Here is a 24,224-nt window from a genome sequence, read left to right as displayed (position 1 = left end):
CTTGGCCGTATCCAGGATCACCATCGCCCGTCCTTCGCCCGGAGCCCGCATGAACGTCCTCGCCCGCACTCTCGTCCTCGCCGCCGCCCTCGCCGCCGGCGCCGCGCACGCCGACGAGCCGGCGCCCAAGCCGGTCAAGCCGACCAATCGCGCCGAAGCCATCGCCGTCGTCGCCCAGGCGCGCCGGATCGTGACCCCGAACGCCATCGAGCGCAGCGAGAAGGTCCGCATCGGTGGCATCGAACAGTGGGTGTCGATCCGCGGCAACGACCGCCGCAACCCGGTGCTGCTGGTGGTGCACGGCGGCCCCGGCTATGTGTCGATGCCGATGAGCTGGTGGAACGGCCGCGGCTGGGAGGAGTACTTCACCGTGGTCCACTGGGACCAGCGCGCCTCCGGCAAGACCCACCTGCTGACGCCGCGGGAACAGATCGCGCCGACGCTGACGCCCGAGCGCATGATCGCCGACGTCGAAGAAATGGTCGCCTGGGTGCGCAAGGACCTGGGCAAGGACAAGATCTTCCTGCTCGGCCATTCCTACGGCAGCTACCTCGGCCTGGAAACCGCGCGCCGGCATCCGCAGTGGCTGCACGCCTACATCGGCGTCGGCCAGGCCACCGACGTGGCCGAAAGCGAGCGCCGCGGCTGGCGCGCCACCCTGGACGCGGCCAAGCGCGACGGCAACGCCGAGGCGGTGCGCGAACTCGAAGCGCTGGCGCCCTACGCCGCGCCGGGCCATCCGCCGACGATCCAGCAGATCTACGCGCAACGTAAATGGCTGCAGCGCTATGGCGGGACGATGGCGTACCGACAGAACAACGACGACGACAGCGTGCTGGCGCGCCTGTCGCCCGACTACAACGACGAACAACTGCGCGGAGTGTGGAAAGGCAACGACTTCGCCACCCCGATCCTGCTGCCGCAGCTGATGACCCAGAACCTCGCCACCGGCAAGACCCTCGACTGCCCGCTGATCCTGCTGCTCGGCCGCCACGACACCAACGTCAACTCCGACGTCGCGGCCGAGTGGTACGCGCAAGTCAGGGCGCCGGGCAAGGCGCTGGTGTGGTTCGAGCACTCCGCGCACATGCCGATGACCGAGGAGCCGGGCAAGTTCCTGCTGGCGCTGGTGAATCAGGCGCGGCCGTATGCGCAGAAGGTCGGGGACGCGGCGCCGTAAGCGCTGCGTCGGGAAGCGCTCAATCCTGCGGCGCTTCGTCGCGCACGAGTCGGGAGCGGCGCAGACCCAGCGCCCTGCGCAGCGGAACGTCTGCCTGCTTGCGCCAGCCGTGGCGGCGCGTCGCCGCGACGGCCGACTCCACCGTCTCGGCGTCGGCCGGCTCGCCACCGGACAGCGCCGAGAGTTCCTGATGCACGGCCTTGCGATAGGACTGGTTGACCCAGCGCTTGCGCCGCGCGATCGCGGCCCGCGCGCCCCACGGGCTTTCCGCCACCGTGTTGCGGCAATCGCGATCCAGGCTGAGTTCCTTTTTCTCGCGCGGGGTGCGGCGGCGTTTCTTCATGCGCGCTCCCCTGCGCCCAGCGACAAACGCATCTCGGCATTGGGCACTTCCACCCCGCGCACCAGCGGTCTGCGCTGCTCCGTCACCTCGAAGCCGAAGCGGGCGAAGAACGGTTGTGCGGTGCGGCTGACGTGCGAGCGCACCGCGGGCAGGCCGCGCTCGCGCGCGTCAGCCAGCAACTGCGCCATCAGCGCGGCGCCGACGCCGCGGCGGGCGAAGTCGGGCGAGACGTAGAAGTGGTCGATGAGTCCGTCGTCCTGCAGGTCGGCGTAGCCGGCGAGGACGCCGTCGATCTCGGCCACGAACGGATGCAGCGCGCGCACCCGTTCGATCCAGGCTTCGCATTGCGCCGGCAGCCAGTGCGGCGGCGACCAGGCGTCGATCTGTTCGGCGCTGTAATCGCCGGCCGCGGTAGTACGCACGGCGGCGCGGAAGATCGCCAGCAGCGCCGGGATTTCGTCGGCGCGGGCGGCGCGCACGCGCATCAGCCGGCGGCCGCGCCGACCCCGTGCGCGCGCGCCAGCGCGGTCAGCGCCGCTTCCTGCGGCCCCGGCAGCGCGCGCAGCGGAATGGCGTGGGCCTGGCGCGGCGAAACGAAGAACAGCAGGAACCCGCCGCTGCGCTTCATGCGTACGATCTGGGTCCAGTCGTGGGTGTGCTGGAACGCGCTGGTCCACACATGCACGCCGCCGTGGTCGAACGCGTAATTCAACGGCTCGCGCATGCGTCCGCCGACGATCAGCGCGCCGATCGCGCTGATCGCCAGCACGACCGGCATCAACGCGAAGCAGAACGCGACCAGCCGCCACACCGTCGCGCCGACCGGCAGGTCCGACGTCAGCGCGATCACCGCCAAGGTCACGCCGACCATCGGCCAGGCCAGGATGAAGACTACGAACAGCTTGCGCTGGAACTGCATCACCGCGGCGAGGCGGACGCGTTCCCAGGGGCTGGGCGAAAACGAAAGGCGAAGGTCCTGGGGCTGATCCATAGCGACGGCGCAGATGAGTGGAAGCTCGGAAGGAGTCGGCGGCGCGGATTCCTTCGCGCCGGCGTCGGGCACGGGCTGGATGCAGGTCCGGCCTCGCGTGGGCGGCCAGTGTACGTGGCCGCGCGGCCGCGGTCGAAGCCATACGCTCGCGGCAGCGCCCACGGCGCAGACATTCGCGTCCGCGATCGGACTACCGCGCGCGGCGTCGCCTCACTTCGACAGGTTCAGCGCCGCCGCCGCGCGGATCAGCGCCTGCAACGCCTTGCCGTCGATCTTGTCGCCTTCATGGATGTCGATGGCGCGGCGGGTATTGCCGTCCAGACTGGCGTTGAACAGCCCCTTCGGATCCGGCAGCGACGCGCCCTTGGCGAAGGTCAGCTTGACCGCGCTCTTGTAGGTCTCGCCGGTGCACAGGATGCCGGCGTGCGACCAGGTCGGCACGCCGCGCCACTTCCACTCCTCGACCACCTCCGGATCGGCCTCGAGGATCAGCTTGCGCACCTTGGCCAAGGTTTCGCCGCGCCAATCGCCCAGTTCCTGGATGCGTTCGTCGATCAGCTGCGAGGCGGCCGCGGAAGGAGCGGCCGGGGAACCAGCGGTCTTTTTCATGCGCAGTGTCCTGTAGTCGTGAACGAGAACGGCGGCGCGCGCCTCACATGCGCTCGCCGGGCAGACGGCTGGCCTGCGCGATCCAATCGGCCCAGCGCGCCTCGTCGAACGGATCGTGCTCGTGGATGTGGTGATAGCGCACGTGCTCGACCTTGGACGGCTGCGCCGGCGGCGGATCCAGCGCGGCGCCGCGAAAGAAGGTGACCTTGAGATAGCGGTCGAAGCAATGCATGGCGAGGAACCAACTGCCCTCCTCCACCCCGTACAGCGGCGTGTTCCACTTCACCGCCTTGCGCACGCCGGGCACGGTGCGCTCGATCAGTTCGTCCAGGCGCCGGCCGACCTCGCGCTTCCAGCCGGGCATGGCGGCGATGTAGGCCTGCACGGGCGCATCGCCGTAGCCTTTGGGAATCTGCGGATTGCCGCCGGAGAGCAGGCGGGGTTCGGCGGGCGTCGGCTCGTGCGCGCCTGGATTCCGCCGAGCCGGACGCGCGGCTTTGTCTTTGTCGGTCATCGTGGTTCCTGCGCGAACTCGCCCACCCGCAGCTCCATCCGCACCGTCAGCGCGAGCTTGCCTTCGTGGTTCTCCACCAGCTGATAGCCCTTCATGTCCTCGACGCTGGCCGCCAGTTTGGCGCGCATGCTGCGGGCCCCGCCGTAGTGCGGCTCGTCCGGCTCGCCGGGCTCGGACCACTGCTGCGACAGGCTGTGGACCGAACGCAGCGTCAGCCCTGCGGCGTCCGCGATCAATTTGGCCTGGCGCATCGACTCGGCCACGGCGGCGCGCAGCAGTTCGTCGCGCTCGGCGGTCAACGCGCCGTACTCGCGACGCATGCTGCGCAAGGAAACGCCCTTGAGCGCCGACAACCCGGCCAAGGCCTCGGGCACCGATTGCGGCGGCAGGTCGCGGATTTCCAGATCGATCTCGACCGAGGAACCGGAGAACCAGCGCTCGCCGGCGGCGAAGGTCAGCGAGTCCACGCGGATCTTGTCCTCGGCCACGCCCAGCCCGCGCATCAGTTCCTGGATCGCGACCAGTTCTTTGCTCTTGCGCACCGCCGCCATCGAACCGACCGCGACGGTGCCGACTACGTGCACGTGCAAGACGATGCCGATTGGCTTGACCCAAGCGTCGCGGGTGACTTGGGTTTCTATGCGGTCGGGCATGGAAGACATCGGAACATCCTGAAGATGAGAAAGGGTCTAGGGTCGATCCGCGGTGAACCCGCAGGGGTCACGCGCGACTGACATCGGCGCCGTGCGCGGCCGCCAAGGCGACCAGTTCCGCCTGCGTCGCCCGGTCAGCGATCGCGCGCAGCGGGATGCAGTGCGCGCAGCCCGGCGAGAAGAAGAACATCAGGAAGCCGGCGCTGCGCTTCACTTTGAAGATCGCAGGCCATTTGTGCGTGTACTCGTACGTGGTCGCCGATACGTGCACGCCGTCGGCATCGAACAGATAGGCGAACGGCTCGCGCGACCGACGATGCCCGAAATACGCGATCGCCGTATTCAACAGCACCATCGTCGGGACAAAGAGCATGGCCAGGACCACGGCCAACCAAAGCTCGCCTGTGAACCGCAAGCCATTGCTCCACGCGAACACCAGCAACCCCAGGCCGGCCAACGGCCAGATCAGCGCGATGGCCAGAATCCAGGGACGCTCCAGGATCAGAACCAGCGCGGCGCGAACCCGGTCCCAGTAACCGAAAGCCGGCGAAAGGCGTATTTCTTGCGGGCGATCCATCCATTCCTACTCGGTAGCCGAATCAGTGCCGATGCAGCCGGCCCGCGTCCAGTGTCGCACTCATTTCAGGTTCTGCATGCGTTCGGCGAACTGCCGCAGAAACGGCCGATTGTCCTGCATCGCCTCGGCCAGCAGCCGATCCAGCCGCGGCGAGCCCAGCATCTGCAAGCATTCCAGCACCGACATGCGCGCCCACTCCTGATATTCGTCGGCGCGATGCCACGCCGCCCACGCCAGTTCCTCGGCCGCGCGCACGCCCAGGCCGGCCAGCGCGCGGATCGCGCGGCGGCGCACGTATTCGTCCTGGTCGGTCGCCAGCGCGAACAGCAACGCCTGGGCCTCTTCGTCGTCGGCCAGATGCCCCAGCTCCGCCGCCAGTTGCCAGCGCGCGTCGGCCTCGCCGTGCGCGAGCGAGGCGCGCGCAAGGAAACGCAGCGCGCCGGGACGGCGCTTGCGGATTTCGCGGACCAGGTATTGCGCGTCGTTGTCGCGCGCGATCGCGTACAGCACGTGGCCGATCTCGGCCTGCGACCAGCCGCGCGGATTGGATTCGTCCACCTTGGCCAGCACCGCGCGATGCCACGCCGGCCAATCGCTGTAATCGCATTCCCACTGGCCCTCGCGCGGGCCCAGGCCGCCTCCGGCCCATTCGCGGAAACGGGTGGTTTCGATGCTCAGGTCGGTCATGACGGCGCGGCGGCTCCGTGCGGGCGCTGGCGGCCAGCTTAGCGAAAAGCGCGCGCCGCCGGAGCCGCGACAGCGACCCGCCTCACCGCCGCTCACGCTGCAACGCCAATCACATCGGCCCGGTTCGCGCCGCGCCTAAGATCGGCCCCGGCGGCCGTCCGCGCCGCCTCGTACCGTCAGGCCAGTCCCTCGCGCGCAAGCGCCGTCGCCCGCGTGCCGCCCCCGCGGCGCGCGCCGTCCGTCGTCCCGTTCACGGAGAAGACCATGAGCCGAAGCCTTCCGATCGCCTGCCTGTTCCTGCTCGCCGCCGCCTTCGCCGGCGATGCGCTCGGCAAGAAGAATTTCGTCCGCCAGCTCGGCGGCGCCTGCGGCGAAGACGCCAACATCGTCGCCACCTGCGATGTCGGCATGAGTTGCAAATCCGGCTATTGCGAGATGAACAGTTACTTGTCCGCCGCGTCCAAGGGTTGCCGCGACCTCATGATCGGCGCCGGCGTCATCGGCCCGCGCGAGACGGTCTCGGTGCACGACGGCTTCTGCTACAAGAGCTGCGACGGCATGTACGAGTTGGCGATACGCGCCACGCCGGTGACCGAACGGTTGATGTCGCGCGCGCAGGTCGGCTCGAAGGAATTCGGCGACGAAGTGGCCAAGCTGTCGGACAGCGAAAAGGCGATATACAAGGCCGCCGAAGACAAGTGCAACGCCTGCGGCAAGCAATGCGCGATCGGCCCGGTCTACCTCGGGCGCGGCGGCTACTGACCCGCCGCCGCGGCGCGCGCCGTCCGAAGCCGACTAAGGCAGGCCGGCCAGAGCGCCGGCCACGGACGCGCCGTGCGCCGCCATCGCATCGACGGGCAGCGCCTGCGCGGCGGTCGCGGCGCAGCGGCCGGCGTGGGCGCCGAAGCCGGTGCGAACGCCGGTACGAAAGTCTGCGCGCAGCGGCCGCGCCGCCAACGCCATCGACGGCGCCGCCGACGGGTGCGTCAGCGAACGCTGGGTCCGCTGCACCCACTGCAAAGCCGCCGGCGTGCGCGCCGCCGCATGCCGCGCATCGTCGGGCGCGAACCGCAGCGCCGCCCCGGTCGAGGCCATGGCCAGGGCGTAGACGATGAAAGCCGGCCGCACGGCCTGGAGGAAATCGCTCGACGTCAGCATGGGGGATGGCCTCGATGGGGAGCCATCGCACGCTATCGCCGGGCCGGCGGCGGCGCGGGGTTTATCGGTCGAGTGGGGAAATCGGCCGGCGAGCGGCCGGATCGGCGGGCGAGCGGCGGGGTGGATCGGCCGATGCCGCGGGCGGCGGCTGCGGGGTGCCCGCTTCGCCGCGGGGCCGGCGTCATGGCGAGCCGGTATCGGAAAGCGCCTGCCGCCGATGCGGACGACAGGCGCCTGGTTCGGCGATTACAGCCGGTTCGGCAGCGCCGAACCGGCCGCCGCGATCAGAGCGCGCAATCCCCCGTGCCGTTGAGCACTCGATAGTAGGTGCGCGTCAGCCACGGATTGTGGTCGTTGTCGAAGGAATTGGCGTGGTCCATGTCGGCGATGCCGGAGTTGGTCGCGCCCCAGGTCGCGACCTTGGTCACCAGGTTGTCGCCGCCCACGTTCGCCGGCCGGTTCTTGGTGTCGTATTCGACGAACAGCGCCTGATTGATGCAGGTCGACAGCGCGGCGCGCGCCTCCTGCATCGCCTGCGAGGTGTAGACGTGATCGGTATGGTCGCCGGGATTGAGCGTGGCGTCGGTGTCGGCGAGGTTGAACCAGACATCGATCGAACCCGACGCCTCCGCGCGCACCAACGCGGCCAGGGTCGCCGTGAAATCCGCCCAGGTGCCGTACGTCGTCGAGCCGTCGATGGCGCTGACCGGCGTGCCGGCCGTCTTCAGCAACGCGATGCTCTGGCTGCCGCCGACGCCACCGTCGGGCAGCCGCAGGAAATACATGACCGCGCGACCATCGCTGGACGCATAACGCACGATCGGATGCCCGTTGATCGTGCGCACCGTGCGCTGCAACTGCTGCTGGCCGACATCGCGGTACGCCGACTTGATGAAGCGCAGCGCGCGCAACGCCCCTTCCTCGCGTGCGAGGTAATACGGCTGCGAACGCCCGGCGTTGCCCGTCCCCACGCCGGCGTCTCCCGCGGTGGTGTGGACGATGACGGTACGGGCGTTGGCGTCGCGCACGTCGTTGAAGGCGTTCGGGTTCATGAACAACTGCCAGTCGTCCTGATGGCCGACGGCGTAAACACTCGTAGTGGGCGTGGCGGCCGTGGCGGCCGAAGAGGCGAGAGCAAGCAGGAGGAAAAGCGGATTCAGGATTTTCATGGTGGCTCGCAATGGAAGGTCCGGTTCGCAGCGGCTACAGGGACCGGATCGCCTCGCGAAACGCTGACGCGAGCAGGGCGATGGGAGAGCCAGGCGCGATCCGGTGCGGCGAGTCTATCGCCGGGCGACACACTGCATGAGACGCGGAAACCTCGGCCCGAAGGAATACTCGCGTCGGCCGAAGCGTTCGTTCGGCGAACGCCACCTATGGGTGCGTATCCGTCAAGCCGCTGACGTCACTCGCCCGACGCCACCGCCGTTTGCGGCCGTTCCGAATCCACCGCCAACGAACGCAAGTAATGCGACGGCGCGACGCCGACGAAGCGGGTGAACGCCGCGCTGAACGCGCTCGCAGATCCGTAGCCGACGCGCTCGGCGATGCCGGCCAGACCGTCCTGGCCGCGGTGCAGGAAGTTCTTGGCCAAGGCCATGCGCCACGACAGCAGATACTCCATCGGCGCCACGCCCATCGCGCGACTGAAGCGCTCGTAGAACGCCGAGCGCGACAGCGCGGCCTCGCTGGCCATCGACGCCACCGTCCAGTTGCGCGCCGGGCTTTCGTGCAGGCGGCGCACCGCGGCTGCGAGCCGCGCATCGGCCAGACAGCGCAGCAAACCCGGCGATGCGGCGGTGCCGGAAGAACAACGCAGCGCTTCGATCAGCATCACTTCGAGCAAGCGCGCCAGCACCACCTCGCGCGCCGGGCGCCGATGGCGTGCTTCCTCGCCGACCAGGGCGACGATGGCGCCCAGCCGCGGATCGCCGCGCACGTGGATCAGCGCGGGCAGCAACGACACCAGCAGCGCGCTGTCCGGCGAACCAAAGGTCAGATGACCGACCAGGGCGCGCAGATTGGCCGGCGCGTCGGGATCGCCATGACGCACCTCGCCGTCGCGCACGGCGACCGCTTCCGGATCGGCGCCGCCGTCGCTCTCGGGCTCGCCGCCGGACAACTCGAAGCCCGACATCGCCGGGATCAGCACGAAATCGCCCGGCAACACCTCGACCGCCGCCTGCCCGCCCACCCGCAGCGCGACCGTGCCCTCCAGCACCACGCAGTAGAACGGCCGGTCGCCGCCCGGGCGGCGCACGCGCCAGGCGCCGCCGCCGCTGACCACCTTGGACAGCGCCGCTTCGGGCTGCAGCAGCGAGACGACTTCGGCGAGCGGGTCGGTCACAACCGGACGATCTCTGGCGATTTATGGATATTCGACTATGGGACGTCCTGTTTGCGCTGTCTACAGTGGCTCATCCCGTCCCGCCCTTCGCCCTCGCGGAGCGCGCCCGGATGCCACCTCAGGAGCCCGCCATGAGCGAACCGAGCCTCAAACCCGACCGCGCCCCGGTCACCGCCGCCACCCCGACTCTGTCGTTCAACCCGGTCCGATTCGACGTACCCGGCCGGATCGCGCCGCTGGAACTGCGCGTCACCGCGCCGGTGACCGGCGAGGCGCTGCCGATCCTGCTGCTCTCGCACGGGCACGGCGCCTCGAACTACCTGTCCTCCAGCCGCGGCTACGCCCCGCTGGTCGACTTCTACGCCGCGCACGGCTTCGTGGTGATCCAGCCGACCCACCAGGACTCCAAGACCCTCGCGCTCGACCCGACCGGCCCCGAAGGCCCGCTGTTCTGGCGATCGCGCGCGCGCGACATGCACTTCATCCTCGACCACCTCGACGCCATCGAAGCCGCGGTGCCGTTCCTGGCCGGGCGCCTGGCCAAGGACCGCGTCGTCGCCGTCGGCCACTCGCTCGGCGGCCACACCGTGTGCCTGCTCGCCGGCATGCGCATGACCGACGCCGACGGCCACCTCGTCGACCTCACCGATCCGCGCCTCAAGGCCGCAGTGGTGTTCGGCGGCCCCGGCGACGGCAAGGACGTCGCCGCGTGGGCGGCCGAGAACTACCCCGACCTCAAGGGCAACGACTTCAGCACCATGACGCTGCCGATGCTGGTCGTCGCCGGCGACAAGGATTTCCATCCGTTCTTTTCCGAGCGGCAGGATTGGCGCGCCGACGCTTACCGGCTGGGGCCTGCGCCGAAGACGTTGCTGACGGTGTTCGGGGCCGAGCATCTGTATGGCGGGATCAGCGGGTATGACGCGAAGGAGGCGACGGATGAGGATCCGCAGCGGTTGGCGGATATGCAGCGCTTGAGTTGGGCGTATTTGCGCTCGGCGTTGGATCCGCAAGACACGGCTTGGCCGGTGGTCGTGGAGGAGTTGGCGAAGGCCGACAAGCCGGTGGCTGCGGTGCAGAGCAAGTAAGGCGGGTTGCGGGTAGCGGCGTCGGCGCGAGCCGGCGGCCCAAGCGCAAGCCGCGCAGCCCCGGCCGCAACCCGTCGCGGCTTGCGCGCAACGCGCTGATACCCGGCCGCAACCCCGCACAGGTTGCCCGCGACGTATTTGGCTTGAGCGCAACGCTCAAAGCGTTGCGCTCGCAAGCCAAAACGGCTCGCGCGCAAGCCTTTCCGCACCAAGCGCAAGCCACCGTGCCCCAAGCGCAAGCCAAACGACTTGCGCGCGACACCCGGCGCGTTGCGAACGCAAGACTCGAACCGTCGCGCGCAAGCATCCGCAGCTTGGGCGCGAAGCGAATCGCCTTGCGGCCGGGATGCGCGATGCGGCGACCCGGGCGGCGCGGCTTGCGGGCGAGAAAAAGCCCTCCGACGGCGACCCCAAAAGCCTTGCGCGCGACGCCTTCCGGCTCGCGCGCAAGGCTTTTTGGCTTGCGATCGGCGCGGCCCGGGCCGACGCCAAGTCCTACCGCAGCGACGGCGAGGCAGGACGAGCCGCAACCGCCCTGCCGCTACCGGAGCAAGCCCCCCACAGGTCAGTGCAGACGCCGCGACGGCGCCGGCCCCGCCCCATCGTCCCCAACGGGCGACCACACACAAGCATCCATCACCGGATCCAGCCGCCGCGCCAGCGCCTGGAACACCTCCCGCAGCAAGCGATGGTCCTGCCCGGCGGGATAACCGATTTCGACCAACACCTCCGGCTGCAAGGTCCGCACGATCCCGTGCAACTCCTGCTGGAAAGCGGAAAGCGCTTCGAACGCGTCAACGGGCATCACCACCCCTTCGCGCGGGGGCTCGGGGTCGGATTTACGAGGCATACGCGGCACTCCTGTCCTTGAGCGGAAAACCCGCGCGGCGCGGCATGCGGCCGGCGGGGTGTCGGGAGGCTCTAACCGCTCGAAGCCGGCGGGCGTATTCCCCTTGCGGGTCTTGTATTAGCCGCCCTCCCGACGCAGGAAACCGCATCGGTATGCCTGAACATCAGACGTGAAAAACCCACCGTTTACGTAAGGTGGGTACCGCTTCGAGCGGAGGTTAGAGGCTCCGTGGCTGGGACTTTGTAGAGCCAGCCAGCGGGCGTCAATCAGACAAGTCCGAATTTATTGCCGAAACGCGTATCTCGTAGAAGATATTCAAGGGCAATAGATCGCAGAGAGGCCGCTTCCGACCTAAAGCGGACTTTCATGACTGCTAAGTTCGGTCTCGTCGATCCGGTTATGGGTCGACTTGTTAGCCGGACCAAGCGGCCCTAAGATCGCGCCGTATCAGGGAATAGCCCACCATACGGTGCTCTGTAGATAGGTCGTATAACCGGACACAGGAGTCCGGCTATTAGGTAGTTAGGTGAAAGACCCAATGCCACTCCGGCGAATTACAGGACCGAGCCATGACCGTTGAGTTCACAGTGCAGAAACGACTTGAACTTCAGACAGAGGACATTCCCAATACGCACGGATTGATCCGTACACTAAATGAGAAATCGATCGAGCGAATTCAGACCAGCGCTTCCGGCAAAGGCTACGGCATCTATATCTTCGCCTTGAATAACGGCGGCGGCAATCCTGTTCCCTGGTATGTAGGAATGGCAGCGAAACAAACGCTTTGCGCTGAGTCCGTAACGCGAGACAAGTTGAGGAAGTACTCAGCAGCAATGTTTGGTCGACAAGGAAAGCCATCTATCACTTTTATTTCCGCAGATAGCAAACAAGCCATTTCCAAAATAGATAGTCTTGAGACGCTATTGATATGGATTGCAAGATCTAAGAACCCCGGCCTAATAAATGAAAGAAAAGTCAGCGGACGTCCGAAAACCATAATTTCAACTGTAAATCAAGTTTCCGTGAGGGGAGTGATAAACCGCGGCCAAGGTCAGCCGTCCAGCAACGCACGAGCCTTCGCAGGACTTATGGGGCTAGAATGAAGGCTGCGGCCTATCTGTCACCTAAAGATTAATTCGAGGCGTACGACCACGCCGCCGCTCAATTACGGGGTTAAAACTCTATGCCAAAGAATACTGTCACCCGAGAGATAAACAAGACCGCCAATGCGGTCATTGACGCTCAGTGCAGCGAGTGCAAACGCTCGACAAAGCACCTTGTACTCGCTTCTGTGAACATCGATGGAGAAAACTGGTTCGGTGAGAATTCAGTACAGTACTGGGCTGAGTACCAAGTGATCATGTGCCAAGGTTGCGAGATAACTGGATTTCGGTCGTCCAGTCGCAACTCGGAAGATTGGGACTTTATTGATCTTGAGAACGTTGAATACAACGAGACTCTAAACCTCTACCCAGCTCGGGACGGAAGGTCGCCGCTTAAAGATGTGTACCTTTTACCCGGCAATGTGCAGCGGATCTACGAAGAGACTATCAAGGCAATAAACAACAATCAGCCTGTTCTTGTTGGCATAGGTCTTAGAGCAATCGTCGAGACGGTCTGCAAAGACAAATCCTCCCCGGGGGCAAACTTAGTCCAGCGCATTGACGGATTAGTTTCCCAAGGATCGCTGTCTCCAGAGGGGGCGAAAATCCTTCACAAGATAAGAACGCTTGGAAACGACGCCGCGCATGAGGTTAAACCACACAGCGAAGACCAACTCGGCGTCGCGCTCGATGTCTGTGAGCATCTTCTCCAAGATGTGTATGTACTGCCCCAGCATGCAGCTAGAGCGTTCACGTGAAGAGGTCTAACAAATCATTCAAACGATGCCGCTTCGCGGCAAGCGTCCTTCACGCGGTCATTGAGGCTAAGTACGACAAGGCTACGATGCAGAAGATTGCTAGAACGGGGTCAGAGCAGCCTTTCTCGACTTATAGAGAGAAAGGCTGCTCTGACCCCTATTTGCGCGGAGGCTAATGTCCAATCGGTTGGCGCGTCCGTGCTCAATCCCATGCCGTCGCGTTCTTCGGAAACCCAGGCCGCTGAACCCGCACCACGCAGAACCGCTGCCCCGTAGGCGCCTGCATCACCACCCAGCGTTCCAGGCGGTCGACCACCGTTGCGCCCAACGCCTCAAGGCGCGCCACCTCCGCTGGAATATCGTCGGTCTCGATATCGATATGGACCCGACTCTCGTGGTCGACCTTCTGGATCTGCATGATGGGCTCATCCGGCGGCGTTTCCAGCATGCGGTAGTTTCCGCGGGTTCCCGGATGATCGGGATCCACCGGACGGCCCAGCGCGTCGGCCCAGAACCGGGCGGCACGGTCGATGTCGGAGGTGTTGCAGTCGATCAGAAGGGCGCAAAGACGCGAGTGGTGCATGGCGGGTTCCTTCGCTAGAAAGGGGTCAGAGTAGCCTTTCTCGTCTTATAGAGAGGAAGGCTACTCTGACCCCTGCTTGCGGTCGAGGCCATGGTCACCGCATAGACGATGAAAGCCGGCCGCACGGCCTATATGAGATCGCTCGACGTCAGCATGGGGGGCCTCGATGGGGGCGCCATCGCACGCTATCGCCAGGCCCGGGTGGGCGCGGAATAAATGGCGAATGTGAGATCGGGGGGCGAGCGGTAGAGGGTTGGGGATGACGCGAAGCTGATTGCCATACATCGCTGCGCTTGGCCCGCGCCGAGCGCCTTGTCCATCCGCGCATTGGCATGAGCCATCACATCAGTCGGAACCAAAAGTCATTTAGTAAATACGGCGCACAATGCCCTTCAACAGGGAAGCGATCGTATATTCCGGCTGCTTAATTACAACTTCAGCGGACTCAAGTAAAAATCGATCCAGATCATCCGCCGCCTCCTCAACCCCCTGAATTAATTCGGAACTAGCATCATGGAGGGCAAATTCGCCAGGATCGAAATTAGAGAACGTAATGGCCTTTTTAAACTTAAAAACGTAATCTCCAGCACTCATTCCTACTAACTTTGCGCGATTCAACTGAGAAACCTCAAGCCCCAGCGTCGACAGCGAGCGCATAATATTTCTGCCGGCTCTAGCGTCATATTCGCCTGTATGGTAAGCAATAGCTGCAACTTCTATCTTTGAAACGCTTTCGCGAAGCTTGGAGAATTTTGAATAGTTGTTTTTTGCTATCTCCATCTGAACCTGGCGCTCGCTGATAACAAGCCAACCAATCATTACAAGCATCCATGTAACTAGCGAAGTCACCACTTCCCCAAGCATTTTCAAAGTGGCCTCATCCATATCACGAGGCCGCCTGTTCAATATAAAATTGAATCTCTTTTTTTAATGATTCATCCTTTGTAATGAGCTTGACCCTCGCCAGCAGATCTGTTTTTTTTACCCCACTTCTAATCATTCCGCCAAAAACCTCTTCCAGGAAAGAAGATCCATATCCAAGAGCGCTATCAAATAAAATCTCAACCAGCTCATTGCTAGTCAGAGCTGGCCGCAGCCAGTCCTCCCGGAAAATCTCTCCGTTGTGTTTCCCTTGATTTTTATACCGACCCACCGGGTACCGGCTAAATTCTTTCCCGATATCAATTATCTTAGTGCCCATAGCTATTTCGCCTTGAGGGGTATAGTCCAGACAACTACAGTGCCCTTTATTGAACGTCTAAAGTTCTTTCTCGTGAACCCACCATTCCTATAAGTAACGACGCCGCGATTGCTGAACAGATGCAGAGTTCCACCTTCAACTTCATCGATAATTCTCTTCAGATCAAATAAACCAATGCCGCGTCCGTCACGCTCTGTTCTGGTTCGAGCAAGTTCCATTGCCGCCTGGATCATTCTTGAGTCAGTTCGGTAATAACCGCCGCTTAGCGCAGCCATAGCTCCAGAAATGTATTCGTCTGCATATTTCTTAGGCAACGACCTCGGAATTCCAATCCCAAGATCGCAAACAGCAACAAAAAAAGATTCCTCGGTTTCGCGGCAAAACATCCACCAATTGCTCTGAGAGGGGGGCGGCAATCCATCTTCTCGATCCTCTACGTAGGCATGTTCAACTGCATTGATCATGGCTTCGCTTGCACCGCGAAAGAAGTGACTTCCAACATCCGGCGACAATGAAAAACGATCTATAAGCCCACCAACCTTATCACCATCAATTTCCGATCCTTGAGCCATCTTCCAGCAAACGATGTCAGGACGCCTGGGAACTACATGGCTCGTGAATCCGCACAACTCAAATATCCGCAAGTGTTGCAGCGCTTGATTAACTGAATCCTCCTTCGATGGGATGCAGTAGAGCCGTATCGTTGGATAGATAACCTTGAGACGTTGGAGTTCGGAAAAAAACAATAATGTTCCGCCAGCTACGCATTGAGTTGTAGGCCGGAAATCCAGAACGGCTCTCTTTTGAGCGGCAGCTGCGGAGCGAAGTTCCGTCAAAAATCGCACTAGATCGTCATGCCACGGAGCTTCAAGGGCGAACTTCTGGGGCCCCCGGATACGGACATCATCTGCGGCAATCTCTGGCATGTCCTCAGCCAAGCGCCTCAATTGATGCAATCTCGCTAGCCGCCGCCGCTCCCTAGCTTTCGCCAGCTTGAGCAGCTTCCATTGCCGAATCTTTGCATGATCCATATGTTCTCGACGTATAACGCCGCCCCATTTATGAACACATGTTATACGAGCCCATCGCTGACAACGAGACCATCTGGATCCTCTCGCAGCCGTCAGTCTTCGGCCGCCCTAGTGAAGTCGCGCCTCAAAGCGCTTCACGAATGCAATCAGTTGGTCTCCACAGGCAGCGCAGTAGTCACGGAGCTGGATCAAATCCAATCGACGTGTGCCACTTTCGATGTCGCTAATGTGGGATTGCGATCGCCCCAGAGCTTCAGCGAGAGCCACCTGTGTGATACCCGATGCCTGACGCATCTCTCTGAGCAGTTCGACCAGAACGGCATGCTCATCTTGGTGGACTGATTTCTTAGGCATTTCTTGTGGCCCCAAAAATGTCGGACCACCAAGACGCTATATCTACTTTTTAGATATCAGAAAAACAGATATAACTGCATCGACGCGACTGCCGCGCAAGGGGCCTCAGAGGCGGCTAACGCGCGACGTCAAGCGCTCCGCAAACATGGAGAACAGCAGCTATGTCTTACGCTACAGCCTCATCCCACACAGCCTCTTTAGTGCTGGAGCTATTGAACCGCCCCCAACCCACCCAAGTCAGTCTTGGACACCTCGACGCGACCGTACTCGACTACCTACAAACCAAGGCTCTGAGCCTCCATTGCCGTGCTATTAGCGAGGCACGTGACCTGCTCGATGTCGTGCTGGAGTCGCTTGAACATCCCCTATCTCCAGAGCATCAACGTCGTCTGATCGAAAGAGCGGACGACGAGCTGGCTTCAGCCCAGCAGTGGAGCGAATTGGCGGCGAACGCGCGTTTCTGCAGGGAACATCCCGAGTTGGCGCAGCAACTGGCGGGCGACGCCACACGAAGCACAGCGCCAGCTACGGCGCCGCGCGAGGAATTGAGGCCACGACGCGCGAACCGCAAGAACGCGGCACGCAGTTGAGACGAAAGCCATGCGTGTCTCGCTCGGATTCAGCGTGCGCTGGCCGCCATGGTTCGCGGTCGCGGCTTGCGCCGCTCCTACAGGGAGAAACCGAGGCCACGCGACAGGTCAGTTGTCGAACCAGAACACCACGCGCGCGACGCCGGATGCCTGCAGGTCGCGCACTTCCGTCAGGAACTCGTCGTCGAGCAGCTCGCGATAAGTGGCTTCGGTGCAGCGGGGGTCGCGGCCTCCCTCGCGGAACAGCAGCGGCTGGTCGTAGTCGAAGTTCAGCAGTTCGTGGAGGGTCAGCCAGGAGTGGGAGTGTCCGTCGACGTCCCATTCGTCGGATTGCTCGCGCACGGTGGCGCTGACGTCGTGAGGCAGGCCGCGCGGGGAGCTGAGCGGGATGATGTTGGCCCAGTTGCGCACGCCGGCCAGGAAGGCGAAGCGGCTGTAGCTGCGCACGCCCAGCGGGTACTCGTCGGGCACCTGCGGGATTTCGACGAAGCGGCCGCGTTCGTCGCGGCGTTCGAGGTGGACGTGGATGTCGCAGCCCATCGGTTGCTCCTTGCGGTGGGCGGGGTTGGGGGTTGCGTCGTTGGTGCGGTGTCGCGGTCGCGGCTTGCGCCGCTCCTACAGGGGGAATCGGCGCTCGCGCCGAGATTGAAGCGGCGTCAGTGAATCCAGTACACGATGCGATCCGCGCCCAGCGCCTTGAGCTGGTTCGCTTCGTCGAAGATCTGGTCGCCGAACAGGGCGCGGTAGGTATCGGCTTTGAGCCGGGGGCCGGGGCCACTTCCTTGGAAACGCAGCGGCGCGTCGTAGTCGAAGCCGAGCAGTTCGTCGATGCTCAGCCACGACATCGCAACGATGTCGCCGCACTCGGCCAAGCCTTCATAGGCGAGGCGAACCTGTTCGGAGACGTCGTCCGGCAGCTCGCGCATCGGCGCGATCGGTTCGAGGTTGTGTTCGTTCCTTACCCCGGCGAAGAAGGCGAACCATGATGGAGTTCCGGTGTCGGACAGCAGTTCGGTTTCGCCCAGGGAGCAATAGCGACCTTGCTGGTCGCGTTTCTCCGCGTGCACCGCCATGACGTAAGCCACGATTGCTCCCTGAAAAATCGCTCGCCGGTCAGCGGCCGCCGTGCACGGGTTTGTGGGCGCGTACGGCCATGACTACGCCCAGGCCCGCGAGCAGCGAGACGGCCGAGGTGCCGCCATAGCTCAGCAACGGCATCGGCACGCCCACCACCGGCAGCAGGCCGGAAATCATGCCGCCGTTGACGATCACGTAGACGAAGAACGCCAACCCCAGCGCACCCGCGATCAATCGCGAGTAGCCGTCGCGCGCGCCGGCCGCGATCCACAGGCAGCGGCCGACGACGAACAGGTACAGCGACAACACGGTGATGACGCCGACCCAGCCGAACTCCTCGCTCAACACCGCGAAGATGAAGTCGGTGGTGTGTTCGGGCAGGTAGTTCAGGTGCGACTGCGAGCCTTGCAGCCAGCCCTTGCCGGTCATGCCGCCGGCGCCGATGGCGATCTTGGACTGGATGATGTTCCAGCCGGTGCCCAGCGGGTCGGTTTCGGGGTTCAAGAACGTCAGGATGCGGTCTTTCTGGTATTGCCGCAGCAGGAAGAACCACGCCGCCGGGGCGATCGCGGCGACGGCGCCGAAGGCGGCGACGAACCACCACCACGACAGGCCGGCCAGGTACAGCGCGAACGCGCCGCTGATGCCGACCAGCATCGCGGTGCCGAAGTCGGGCTGCAGCAGGATCAGCACGGTCGGCGCGCCGATCAGCACGCCGGCGATCAGCACGGTGAGGAACTTGGGCGGCAGCTGCTGGCGGTTGAGGAACCAGGCCACCATCATCGGCAGGCTCAGTTTCAACAGCTCGGCGGGCTGGAAGTAGAAGACTTTCAGGTCGATCCAGTGGCGGCCGTGCTTACCGGTGCCGATCACCAGCACCGCCAGCAGCGGGATCATCGACACCGCGTAGATCACCGGCGTCCAGTTGCGCAACTGGGTGATCGACATGCGCGACAGGCCCCACATCGCGGCCAGGCCCACGGCGAAGCGCGAGCCCTGGGCGAAGACCATGCGGGTGGAATGTTCGCCGGCGCTGTACAGCACGGCCAGGCCGATGACCATCAGCGCGAGCAGCGCGGCCAGCATCATCAGGTCCAGGGTGCGGGTGAAGCGCAGGCCCAGGTCCCACAGGTAGCGCAGGATCACTCTCACCGCTGCGGCTCCACGGTCGGGCTCACATCGTCGTCCTGGGGGTCGAGGTCGGGTTCGATCAGCGCGTCGTCGTTGCGCGCGGGCGCGCCCTGCTCGGGCGGCGGCACGTAGCCGGGCAGATTCGGGCGCAGGCCGGATTGGTTGCCGGCCTCGGCCTGCGGCACGTGGCCGGGCTGGGTGGCGACGCGCGCGTTGGCCTGCGCCACCGCCTTGGCCCAGGCGCCGTTGACCGGCACCGCCACGACTTGATGCTCGGCCGGCACCGCGGCGCCTTCGCCGACGCTCTGGCCGGGCGAAACGGTCGGCGCCGAACCCGGCGCCATCGCCAGCGGCGCGATCGGCGGGCCGCGCTTGGCGTCCTTGCCGTCCTTGCCGGGCTCCGGCTCGGGCATCTTGCCCAGCAGCCAGGCGTCGAAGATCTTGCGCGCGATCGGCGCGGCGGTGCTGCCGCCGTAGCCGCCGTGTTCGACCACCACCGCGACCGCGATGGTCGGGTTGTCGGCCGGCGCGTAGCCGACGAACAGCGCCTGATGGCGCAGGTGGTACGGCAGCGAATGCGGGTTGAGGCTGACGTTGCCCTTGCGGCTGACCTTCTGCGCGGTGCCGGTCTTGCCGGCCATGCGGTAGGGCGCGCCGCGCGCCATCACCCGCGCGGTGCCGCGGCCGCCGTGGATGGTCGATTCCATGCCCTCGTGCACGGCCTGCAAGTGCGCGGGGTTGTCGGTGATGCGGGTGGGCTCGTTGAGCTCCTTCGGCAGCCACGGCGATTCGTAGCCGGTGCGGATCTCGCGCACCAGGTGCAGCTGGCGCAAGGTGCCGTTGTTGGCGATCGCGGCAGTGCCGCGCGCGAGCTGAAGCGCGGTCACCACCCAATAACCCTGGCCGATGCCGGCGATGACGGTTTCGCCCGGGTACCAGCCTTCCTTCTTGTTGCGCTTGGCCTTCCACGCCGGCGACGGCAGGATGCCGATGTTCTCGCCGAGCAGGTCGATGCCGGTCTTCTGGCCGAAGCCGTAGCGGATCATGTACTGATCGACCCGGTCGATGCCCATGTCCAGCGCGAGCTTGTAGTAGTAGGTGTTGACCGACTGGGCGATGGATTCGCGCAGGTCCACCCAGCCGTGGCCGCCGCCGTGCGAGTCGCGGTAACCACGCTTCTGGCCGGGAATGTGGAATTCGCCGGTGGACAGGGTCTTGTCTTCCGCGCGGCGGAAACCGCTGTCGAGGCCGGCCAGCGCCATGAACGGCTTCATGGTCGAACCCGGCGGGCCGCCGCCGAGCACGTTGCGGTTGAACTGCGGGCGCGAGGGATCGTCGTTGAGCGCCTTGTAGTTGGCGCTGGAGATGCCGTTGACGAACATGTTGCTGTCGTAGCTGGGCAGGCTGACCATGCCCAGCACTTCGCCGGTGCGCGGATCCACCGCCACCGCCGAGCCGTCCATCTCGCCGAAGGCGGTGACCATGGCGCGTTGCAGGTCGAGGTCGATGCTCAGGCGCAGGTCGGCGCCGGGCTTGGCCGGGACGTGGCCGACCTGGCGGATCGGGCGGCCGTCGACATTGGTTTCGATCTGCTCGTAACCGACCTGGCCGCGCAATTGTTGTTCGTAGGAACGCTCCAGCCCGGTCTTGCCGATGTGGGTGAGCACGCCGGCGTTGACGCCGAGCGACTCCTGGTCCTTGGTGTCGATGCGGCCGACGTAGCCGATCACGTGCGCGAACAATTCGCCGTAGGGATAGCGGCGGTTGAGGTAGGACACCAGCTCCACGCCGGGGAACCGCCAGCGGTCGACCGCGAACGCCGAGACTTCCTCGTCGCTGACCCGCATCTTCAGCACGATCGGCTTGAAGCCGCGGGTGGCCTTGCGCTCGGCTTCGAAGCGCGAGATGTCCTCGGGCGTCAGCGCGATCACCCGCGCCAGCTGCGGCAGCCATTTGTCGCTGTCGCCGGCTTCCGACGGGGTGACTTCGATGCGGAACGCGGGGACGTTGTCGGCCAGGATGCGGCCGCGGCGGTCGTAGATCAGCCCGCGGCCGGGCACCACCGGGCGCAGCTTGACCCGGTTCTGCTCCGAACGCATCGCGTAGTCGTCGTGCTGCCAGACCTGCAGGCGGAAGTACCAGAAGCCCAGGCCGACCACGCCGATCAGGACGAAGAAGAACGCGACCGCGGCGCGCAGGCGGAACTGGTCGGCCTCGGCCGCGGTGTTCTTGAGCACGCGCGGGCGGCGGTTGAGCAGGCGGCGGCGGCGCGGTCCCATGTCAGCGCCTGCGCCAGGTGCCCAGACGCAGCGCGTCGAGCAGCAGGAAGATCACCGGCCACAGCGCCATGCCGGTCAGCGGCGCGAACCAGTACGCCGACGGCAGCGAGGGCTCGCGCAGCACCATGTGCACGGCGGCGGTGACGATGCGGTCGTTGAGCATCAGCCCGCCGACGGCGAGCGCCTGCTGCGACAGCGGAAAGAAGCGCAATCGCGCGCGGAAGCGCTGCAGGATGAAGGCCATCACCACCAGCCGCAGCGCCTGTTCGCCGAGCAGGCCGTCGGACACCAGGTCGCCGCACAGGCCGACGATGAAGGCGAAGCCCAGGCCGACCCGGTCGGGGTCTTCGATCACCCAGTAGGCCAGCACCAGGCCGAGCCAGTACGGGCGCAGCGGCGCCAGCAGTTGCGGCATCGGCAGCAGGCTCAGCGCCAGCGCGGCGACGAGGCTGACCGGCAGCACCCAGTGGTGGCGGGCGCGGGTCATCGCTGCGGCTCCTGTGGGGTCGGCGCTTGCCGGCTCGGCGCCGGTTGGGTGCGTGCGGGCGTCGCGGACGCGCGCGCGGCGGGTGCGGCGTTGTTGCGGTTGCCGGCGGCGGCGCCGGCGTTGGCGTTGGCACCGGCGTTCGAACGTGCGCTCGCACCGGCCGCATTGTCGGCCGGCGGCGCCGGTTCGATCTCGGACTTGAGCTCTTCCGGCGCGGTCGCGCTGCGCGCCCTGGGCTTGCGCTGCTTGAGCTCGCTCAGGCGCTGCGCGGCGGCCTGCTCGGCCGCGGCCTGGGCCGCCGGCGAGGACGCCGACGCGGTCTCCGGCATCGCCGGCTGGGTGTCGAAACCGCCCGCGTCCACCGGCGGCGGCGGCAGCGACAGCAGCACCAGCACTTCGCGGCCGCGGTCGAGCTGTGCGGCCGGCTTCACTTCGCCGACCAGGAACGCGCGGCTGTCGTCGGGTTTGAGCGCGGCGATGGTGCCGACCGGGAAGCCCGGCGGGAAGCGCCCGCCGAGGCCCGAGGTGACCAGCACGTCGCCGACGCGCACGTCGCTGGACAGCGGCACGCTGCGCAGGGTGAGGCGGTCGCTGCGGCCTTCGCCGTAGGCCACCAGGCGCACGCCGTTGCGGGCGACCGCGACCGGCACCGCGTGCGAGGGGTCGGTGATCAGCAGCACGCTGGCGTGCAGCGGGGTGATGCCGGTGATCTGGCCGAGCAGGCCGCCGGCGTCGATCACGCTCTGGCCGACGCGCACGCGCTCGCGGCTGCCGGCGTCGAGGATCAGGCGCTGGCGCGAGGGGTCCAGGTCGATGTCGAGGATCGGCGCCAGCACCACGTCGAGATTGCCGCGCTCGGCCGCTTCCAGCAGCCCGCGCAGGCGCAGGTTGTCGGCGGCCACCGATTGCAGCCGGGCCATGCGCGCCTGGTTGAGCAGCGCTTCGTTGCGCAGGCGGCGGTTCTCTTCGGTGAGCTGGCTCAGGGTGCCGGCGTCGTCGCTGACGCGTTCGACCAGCCGGCCGGGCCAGCCGGCCACGGCCCACAGCGGCGCGACGATGGTCGCGGCCTGCTTGCGCGCCTGGCTGAGCCAGCCGCCGCGGTGGTCGAGCACGATCAGCACCAGGGCCAGCGCCAGATAAGCCATCAGGCGCAACGTATCGGCGACTTCGCCGCTGCGGGCTGCGGTGGGTGGGCCGGCGTAAGGGGGCATCGGGCCGGAGGGTCGCTGTCGGAATCAGGTGGAGTAGAAACGCGAACGCAGCGAAAGTTCGCTGCGCGCGTGACGATGACGCTCGGTTTGGATCTTACTCGCTGCGCCGCGCGGCGGACGCATGAGCGCACGGCATCGGGGGAAACGCAGTCCGCAGGCGCCGCGCGTTTGCAGCGATGGCCGGATCACTCCGGCGCGAAGAACTCGTTGCCGTGCATGTCCACCAGCTCCAGCGCGCGGCCGCCGCCGCGGGCGACGCAGGTCAGCGGGTCGTCGGCCACCTGCACGTGCAGGCCGGTTTCCTCGCTGATCAGGCGGTCCAGGTCGCGCAGCAGCGCGCCGCCGCCGGTCAGCACGATGCCGCGCTCGGCGACGTCGGCGCACAGTTCCGGCGGGGTCTGCTCCAGCGCCAGCTTGATCGCCGAGACGATGCCCGACAGCGGCTCGCGCAGGGCTTCGAGCACTTCGTTGGAATTGATGGTGACCATCTTCGGCACGCCCTCGGCGAGGTTGCGGCCGGAGATTTCCACGGTGCTGGCGCGTTCCTGCGGGTAGGCGCAGCCGATCTCAAGCTTGATGCGCTCGGCGGTGGCTTCGCCGATCAGGGTGCCGTAGGTGCGGCGCACGTAGTTGATGATGGATTCGTCGAAGCGGTCGCCGCCGATGCGGACCGAGGCCGAGTAGACGATGCCGTTGAGCGCGATCACCGCGACCTCGGTGGTGCCGCCGCCGACGTCCACGACCATCGAGCCGCGCGCCTCGGTCACCGGCATGCCGGCGCCGATCGCCGCGGCCATCGGTTCTTCGATCAGGTAGACCTCGCGCGCGCCGGCCTCTTCGGCCGATTCCTTGATCGCGCGGCGCTCGACCTGGGTCGAGCCGCAGGGCACGCACACCAGCACGCGCGGGCTCGGGCGCAGGAAGCGCGACTTGTGCACCTTGCGGATGAAATGCTTGAGCATTTCCTCGGTGTAGGTGAAGTCGGCGATGACGCCGTCCTTCATCGGCCGGATCGTGGTGATGTGGCCCGGGGTACGGCCGAGCATCTGCTTGGCCTCGCCGCCGACCGCCGCGACGGTGCGGTTGCCGCCGATCATCCGGTCCTGGCGCACGGCGACCACGGACGGTTCGTTCAGGACGATGCCCTGGCCGCGCACATAAATGAGGGTATTCGCCGTGCCCAGGTCGATGGACAGGTCGTTGGAGAACATGCCGCGAAACTTCTTGAACATCGGGGGATTGGGCCGTCAAAAATGGGGGCGGAGCGGGGCCGTTAGCCTAGCAACCGCCCCCCCTGCGAGCAAGGAAAATCAACGGTTTCGGGCGACGCCGGCTATTCAGCCAAGGCTGCCCGGGAGGGGGCCGGGACCCTGGGGATAACCCTAGGTCCGGACCCCGGGCGGCGATCCCGGAGCGAGGTCG

30 protein-coding genes are annotated in these 24,224 nt (G+C 65.6%); 6 read left to right on the top strand and 24 right to left on the bottom strand.

Features of this window, described 5'->3' with window-relative positions:
• Window positions 1-49: 49 nt before the first annotated feature.
• Window positions 50-1,180: an alpha/beta fold hydrolase gene (locus BLU84_RS01220; RefSeq protein ID WP_074861832.1), complete on the top strand. Its 1,131-nt coding sequence runs from the start codon at window positions 50-52 to the stop codon at window positions 1,178-1,180.
• A 19-nt stretch (window positions 1,181-1,199) separates the two neighbouring features.
• Here BLU84_RS01220 and BLU84_RS01215 read toward each other — a convergent pair whose 3' ends face one another.
• From BLU84_RS01215 to BLU84_RS01180, 8 genes are all read right to left on the bottom strand, one after another.
• Window positions 1,200-1,523, bottom strand: coding sequence for a hypothetical protein (locus tag BLU84_RS01215; RefSeq protein ID WP_074861829.1), 324 nt, complete (start codon window positions 1,521-1,523; stop codon window positions 1,200-1,202).
• Window positions 1,520-2,002, bottom strand: coding sequence for a GNAT family N-acetyltransferase (locus tag BLU84_RS01210; protein ID WP_211664494.1), 483 nt, complete (start codon window positions 2,000-2,002; stop codon window positions 1,520-1,522). The genes BLU84_RS01215 and BLU84_RS01210 overlap by 4 nt, the downstream gene beginning before the upstream one ends.
• A gap of 5 nt (window positions 2,003-2,007) precedes the next feature.
• On the bottom strand, window positions 2,008-2,442 hold the full coding sequence (locus BLU84_RS01205) for a YcxB family protein (RefSeq protein WP_170849066.1): 435 nt from the start codon (window positions 2,440-2,442) through the stop codon (window positions 2,008-2,010).
• Between the two features lie 282 nt (window positions 2,443-2,724).
• A complete protein-coding gene (locus BLU84_RS01200; protein ID WP_074861821.1) occupies window positions 2,725-3,123 on the bottom strand; it encodes a DUF1801 domain-containing protein in 399 nt (132 codons plus the stop codon).
• Window positions 3,124-3,166: 43 nt separating this feature from the next.
• Complete coding sequence (locus BLU84_RS01195) at window positions 3,167-3,637, bottom strand: DUF1801 domain-containing protein (RefSeq protein ID WP_074861818.1); 471 nt, start codon at window positions 3,635-3,637, stop codon at window positions 3,167-3,169.
• Window positions 3,634-4,299 carry an SIMPL domain-containing protein gene (locus tag BLU84_RS01190; protein ID WP_083382230.1) on the bottom strand — a complete coding sequence of 222 codons (666 nt, stop codon included), beginning with the start codon at window positions 4,297-4,299 and terminating at the stop codon, window positions 3,634-3,636. The genes BLU84_RS01195 and BLU84_RS01190 overlap by 4 nt, the downstream gene beginning before the upstream one ends.
• A gap of 58 nt (window positions 4,300-4,357) precedes the next feature.
• Window positions 4,358-4,867: a YcxB family protein gene (locus BLU84_RS01185; protein ID WP_074861813.1), complete on the bottom strand. Its 510-nt coding sequence runs from the start codon at window positions 4,865-4,867 to the stop codon at window positions 4,358-4,360.
• 60 nt (window positions 4,868-4,927) lie between these two features.
• On the bottom strand, window positions 4,928-5,554 hold the full coding sequence (locus BLU84_RS01180) for a HEAT repeat domain-containing protein (protein ID WP_074861812.1): 627 nt from the start codon (window positions 5,552-5,554) through the stop codon (window positions 4,928-4,930).
• A gap of 264 nt (window positions 5,555-5,818) precedes the next feature.
• On the opposite strand from BLU84_RS01180, the gene BLU84_RS01175 reads away from it, so the two are divergent.
• Complete coding sequence (locus BLU84_RS01175) at window positions 5,819-6,316, top strand: hypothetical protein (RefSeq protein ID WP_074861809.1); 498 nt, start codon at window positions 5,819-5,821, stop codon at window positions 6,314-6,316.
• Between the two features lie 33 nt (window positions 6,317-6,349).
• Here the strand turns inward: BLU84_RS01175 and BLU84_RS01170 are convergent, their stop codons facing one another.
• The 3 genes from BLU84_RS01170 to BLU84_RS01160 form a co-directional block, all read right to left on the bottom strand.
• Window positions 6,350-6,712, bottom strand: a complete 363-nt coding sequence (locus tag BLU84_RS01170) for a hypothetical protein (RefSeq protein WP_074861806.1) — start codon at window positions 6,710-6,712, stop codon at window positions 6,350-6,352.
• 284 nt (window positions 6,713-6,996) lie between these two features.
• Entirely contained in the window at window positions 6,997-7,881 is an 885-nt protein-coding gene (locus BLU84_RS01165) for a PIG-L family deacetylase (RefSeq protein ID WP_083382229.1), read from the bottom strand.
• Window positions 7,882-8,117: 236 nt separating this feature from the next.
• Window positions 8,118-9,059 (bottom strand): AraC family transcriptional regulator, encoded by a 942-nt coding sequence (locus BLU84_RS01160; RefSeq protein WP_074861800.1) that lies wholly within the window; start codon window positions 9,057-9,059, stop codon window positions 8,118-8,120.
• Window positions 9,060-9,190: 131 nt separating this feature from the next.
• Here BLU84_RS01160 and BLU84_RS01155 point away from each other — a divergent pair, with 131 nt between their 5' ends.
• A complete protein-coding gene (locus tag BLU84_RS01155; protein WP_074861797.1) occupies window positions 9,191-10,147 on the top strand; it encodes an alpha/beta hydrolase family protein in 957 nt (318 codons plus the stop codon).
• Between the two features lie 565 nt (window positions 10,148-10,712).
• Here BLU84_RS01155 and BLU84_RS27005 read toward each other — a convergent pair.
• Window positions 10,713-10,997, bottom strand: coding sequence for a hypothetical protein (locus tag BLU84_RS27005; protein ID WP_170849065.1), 285 nt, complete (start codon window positions 10,995-10,997; stop codon window positions 10,713-10,715).
• Window positions 10,998-11,566: 569 nt separating this feature from the next.
• On the opposite strand from BLU84_RS27005, the gene BLU84_RS26040 reads away from it, so the two are divergent.
• Both BLU84_RS26040 and BLU84_RS01145 read left to right on the top strand, forming a co-directional pair.
• Complete coding sequence (locus BLU84_RS26040) at window positions 11,567-12,100, top strand: hypothetical protein (RefSeq protein WP_139174527.1); 534 nt, start codon at window positions 11,567-11,569, stop codon at window positions 12,098-12,100.
• Between the two features lie 80 nt (window positions 12,101-12,180).
• A complete protein-coding gene (locus tag BLU84_RS01145) occupies window positions 12,181-12,858 on the top strand; it encodes a DUF4145 domain-containing protein (protein ID WP_083382228.1) in 678 nt (225 codons plus the stop codon).
• 202 nt (window positions 12,859-13,060) lie between these two features.
• Here BLU84_RS01145 and BLU84_RS01140 read toward each other — a convergent pair whose 3' ends face one another.
• The 5 genes from BLU84_RS01140 to BLU84_RS01130 all read right to left on the bottom strand — a co-directional run bounded on the left by BLU84_RS01140 (window position 13,061) and on the right by BLU84_RS01130 (window position 16,027).
• Window positions 13,061-13,441, bottom strand: a complete 381-nt coding sequence (locus BLU84_RS01140; protein ID WP_074861789.1) for a VOC family protein — start codon at window positions 13,439-13,441, stop codon at window positions 13,061-13,063.
• A gap of 366 nt (window positions 13,442-13,807) precedes the next feature.
• Window positions 13,808-14,326, bottom strand: coding sequence for a hypothetical protein (locus tag BLU84_RS26035; protein WP_139174525.1), 519 nt, complete (start codon window positions 14,324-14,326; stop codon window positions 13,808-13,810).
• Between the two features lies 1 nt (window position 14,327).
• Complete coding sequence (locus BLU84_RS01135; protein WP_074861786.1) at window positions 14,328-14,642, bottom strand: STAS-like domain-containing protein; 315 nt, start codon at window positions 14,640-14,642, stop codon at window positions 14,328-14,330.
• A 2-nt stretch (window positions 14,643-14,644) separates the two neighbouring features.
• Complete coding sequence (locus BLU84_RS26030) at window positions 14,645-15,568, bottom strand: ATP-binding protein (RefSeq protein WP_139174523.1); 924 nt, start codon at window positions 15,566-15,568, stop codon at window positions 14,645-14,647.
• Window positions 15,569-15,781: 213 nt separating this feature from the next.
• Window positions 15,782-16,027: a helix-turn-helix domain-containing protein gene (locus tag BLU84_RS01130; protein WP_074861783.1), complete on the bottom strand. Its 246-nt coding sequence runs from the start codon at window positions 16,025-16,027 to the stop codon at window positions 15,782-15,784.
• 212 nt (window positions 16,028-16,239) lie between these two features.
• Between BLU84_RS01130 and BLU84_RS26025 the strand changes: the two genes are divergently transcribed.
• Window positions 16,240-16,617, top strand: coding sequence for a hypothetical protein (locus BLU84_RS26025; protein ID WP_139174521.1), 378 nt, complete (start codon window positions 16,240-16,242; stop codon window positions 16,615-16,617).
• Between the two features lie 108 nt (window positions 16,618-16,725).
• Here BLU84_RS26025 and BLU84_RS01125 read toward each other — a convergent pair whose 3' ends face one another.
• The 7 genes from BLU84_RS01125 to BLU84_RS01095 form a co-directional block, all read right to left on the bottom strand.
• Entirely contained in the window at window positions 16,726-17,157 is a 432-nt protein-coding gene (locus BLU84_RS01125) for a hypothetical protein (protein ID WP_074861780.1), read from the bottom strand.
• Between the two features lie 116 nt (window positions 17,158-17,273).
• Entirely contained in the window at window positions 17,274-17,702 is a 429-nt protein-coding gene (locus BLU84_RS01120; protein ID WP_170849064.1) for a hypothetical protein, read from the bottom strand.
• A 28-nt stretch (window positions 17,703-17,730) separates the two neighbouring features.
• On the bottom strand, window positions 17,731-18,846 hold the full coding sequence (gene rodA, locus BLU84_RS01115) for a rod shape-determining protein RodA (RefSeq protein ID WP_074861775.1): 1,116 nt from the start codon (window positions 18,844-18,846) through the stop codon (window positions 17,731-17,733).
• On the bottom strand, window positions 18,843-21,104 hold the full coding sequence (mrdA, locus tag BLU84_RS01110; protein ID WP_074861772.1) for a penicillin-binding protein 2: 2,262 nt from the start codon (window positions 21,102-21,104) through the stop codon (window positions 18,843-18,845). Before mrdA ends, rodA begins: the two co-directional genes overlap by 4 nt.
• A gap of 1 nt (window position 21,105) precedes the next feature.
• A complete protein-coding gene (gene mreD / locus BLU84_RS01105; RefSeq protein WP_074861769.1) occupies window positions 21,106-21,591 on the bottom strand; it encodes a rod shape-determining protein MreD in 486 nt (161 codons plus the stop codon).
• A complete protein-coding gene (mreC, locus tag BLU84_RS01100) occupies window positions 21,588-22,802 on the bottom strand; it encodes a rod shape-determining protein MreC (protein WP_074861765.1) in 1,215 nt (404 codons plus the stop codon). Before mreC ends, mreD begins: the two co-directional genes overlap by 4 nt.
• A 185-nt stretch (window positions 22,803-22,987) precedes the next feature.
• Entirely contained in the window at window positions 22,988-24,034 is a 1,047-nt protein-coding gene (locus BLU84_RS01095) for a rod shape-determining protein (RefSeq protein WP_057949112.1), read from the bottom strand.
• Window positions 24,035-24,224: the final 190 nt, after the last annotated feature.

This window comes from Lysobacter enzymogenes, assembly GCF_900106525.1.
Classification (GTDB): Bacteria; Pseudomonadota; Gammaproteobacteria; order Xanthomonadales; family Xanthomonadaceae; genus Lysobacter; species Lysobacter enzymogenes.
This window is presented reverse-complemented; position numbering and strand designations above follow the sequence as displayed.

Excerpts from the sequence above, each read along its gene's own strand:
- mreC (WP_074861765.1), bottom strand. The coding sequence starts at position 22,802 with ATGCCCCCTTACGCCGGCCCACCCACCGCAGCCCGCAGCGGCGAAGTC.
- BLU84_RS26035 (WP_139174525.1), bottom strand. The coding sequence starts at position 14,326 with ATGGATGAGGCCACTTTGAAAATGCTTGGGGAAGTGGTGACTTCGCTA.
- BLU84_RS01185 (WP_074861813.1), bottom strand. The coding sequence starts at position 4,867 with ATGGATCGCCCGCAAGAAATACGCCTTTCGCCGGCTTTCGGTTACTGG.
- BLU84_RS01130 (WP_074861783.1), bottom strand. The coding sequence starts at position 16,027 with ATGCCTAAGAAATCAGTCCACCAAGATGAGCATGCCGTTCTGGTCGAA.
- BLU84_RS01180 (WP_074861812.1), bottom strand. The coding sequence starts at position 5,554 with ATGACCGACCTGAGCATCGAAACCACCCGTTTCCGCGAATGGGCCGGA.
- BLU84_RS01190 (WP_083382230.1), bottom strand. The coding sequence starts at position 4,299 with ATGTCTTCCATGCCCGACCGCATAGAAACCCAAGTCACCCGCGACGCT.
- BLU84_RS01205 (WP_170849066.1), bottom strand. The coding sequence starts at position 2,442 with ATGCAGTTCCAGCGCAAGCTGTTCGTAGTCTTCATCCTGGCCTGGCCG.
- BLU84_RS26040 (WP_139174527.1), top strand. The coding sequence starts at position 11,567 with ATGACCGTTGAGTTCACAGTGCAGAAACGACTTGAACTTCAGACAGAG.
- BLU84_RS26030 (WP_139174523.1), bottom strand. The coding sequence starts at position 15,568 with ATGCCAGAGATTGCCGCAGATGATGTCCGTATCCGGGGGCCCCAGAAG.
- BLU84_RS01095 (WP_057949112.1), bottom strand. The coding sequence starts at position 24,034 with ATGTTCAAGAAGTTTCGCGGCATGTTCTCCAACGACCTGTCCATCGAC.
- BLU84_RS01165 (WP_083382229.1), bottom strand. The coding sequence starts at position 7,881 with ATGAAAATCCTGAATCCGCTTTTCCTCCTGCTTGCTCTCGCCTCTTCG.
- BLU84_RS01220 (WP_074861832.1), top strand. The coding sequence starts at position 50 with ATGAACGTCCTCGCCCGCACTCTCGTCCTCGCCGCCGCCCTCGCCGCC.
- mreD (WP_074861769.1), bottom strand. The coding sequence starts at position 21,591 with ATGACCCGCGCCCGCCACCACTGGGTGCTGCCGGTCAGCCTCGTCGCC.
- BLU84_RS01155 (WP_074861797.1), top strand. The coding sequence starts at position 9,191 with ATGAGCGAACCGAGCCTCAAACCCGACCGCGCCCCGGTCACCGCCGCC.
- BLU84_RS27005 (WP_170849065.1), bottom strand. The coding sequence starts at position 10,997 with ATGCCTCGTAAATCCGACCCCGAGCCCCCGCGCGAAGGGGTGGTGATG.
- BLU84_RS01145 (WP_083382228.1), top strand. The coding sequence starts at position 12,181 with ATGCCAAAGAATACTGTCACCCGAGAGATAAACAAGACCGCCAATGCG.
- BLU84_RS01200 (WP_074861821.1), bottom strand. The coding sequence starts at position 3,123 with ATGAAAAAGACCGCTGGTTCCCCGGCCGCTCCTTCCGCGGCCGCCTCG.
- BLU84_RS01215 (WP_074861829.1), bottom strand. The coding sequence starts at position 1,523 with ATGAAGAAACGCCGCCGCACCCCGCGCGAGAAAAAGGAACTCAGCCTG.
- BLU84_RS01125 (WP_074861780.1), bottom strand. The coding sequence starts at position 17,157 with ATGGGCTGCGACATCCACGTCCACCTCGAACGCCGCGACGAACGCGGC.
- BLU84_RS01175 (WP_074861809.1), top strand. The coding sequence starts at position 5,819 with ATGAGCCGAAGCCTTCCGATCGCCTGCCTGTTCCTGCTCGCCGCCGCC.
- BLU84_RS01195 (WP_074861818.1), bottom strand. The coding sequence starts at position 3,637 with ATGACCGACAAAGACAAAGCCGCGCGTCCGGCTCGGCGGAATCCAGGC.
- BLU84_RS01140 (WP_074861789.1), bottom strand. The coding sequence starts at position 13,441 with ATGCACCACTCGCGTCTTTGCGCCCTTCTGATCGACTGCAACACCTCC.
- BLU84_RS01135 (WP_074861786.1), bottom strand. The coding sequence starts at position 14,642 with ATGGGCACTAAGATAATTGATATCGGGAAAGAATTTAGCCGGTACCCG.
- mrdA (WP_074861772.1), bottom strand. The coding sequence starts at position 21,104 with ATGGGACCGCGCCGCCGCCGCCTGCTCAACCGCCGCCCGCGCGTGCTC.
- BLU84_RS01170 (WP_074861806.1), bottom strand. The coding sequence starts at position 6,712 with ATGCTGACGTCGAGCGATTTCCTCCAGGCCGTGCGGCCGGCTTTCATC.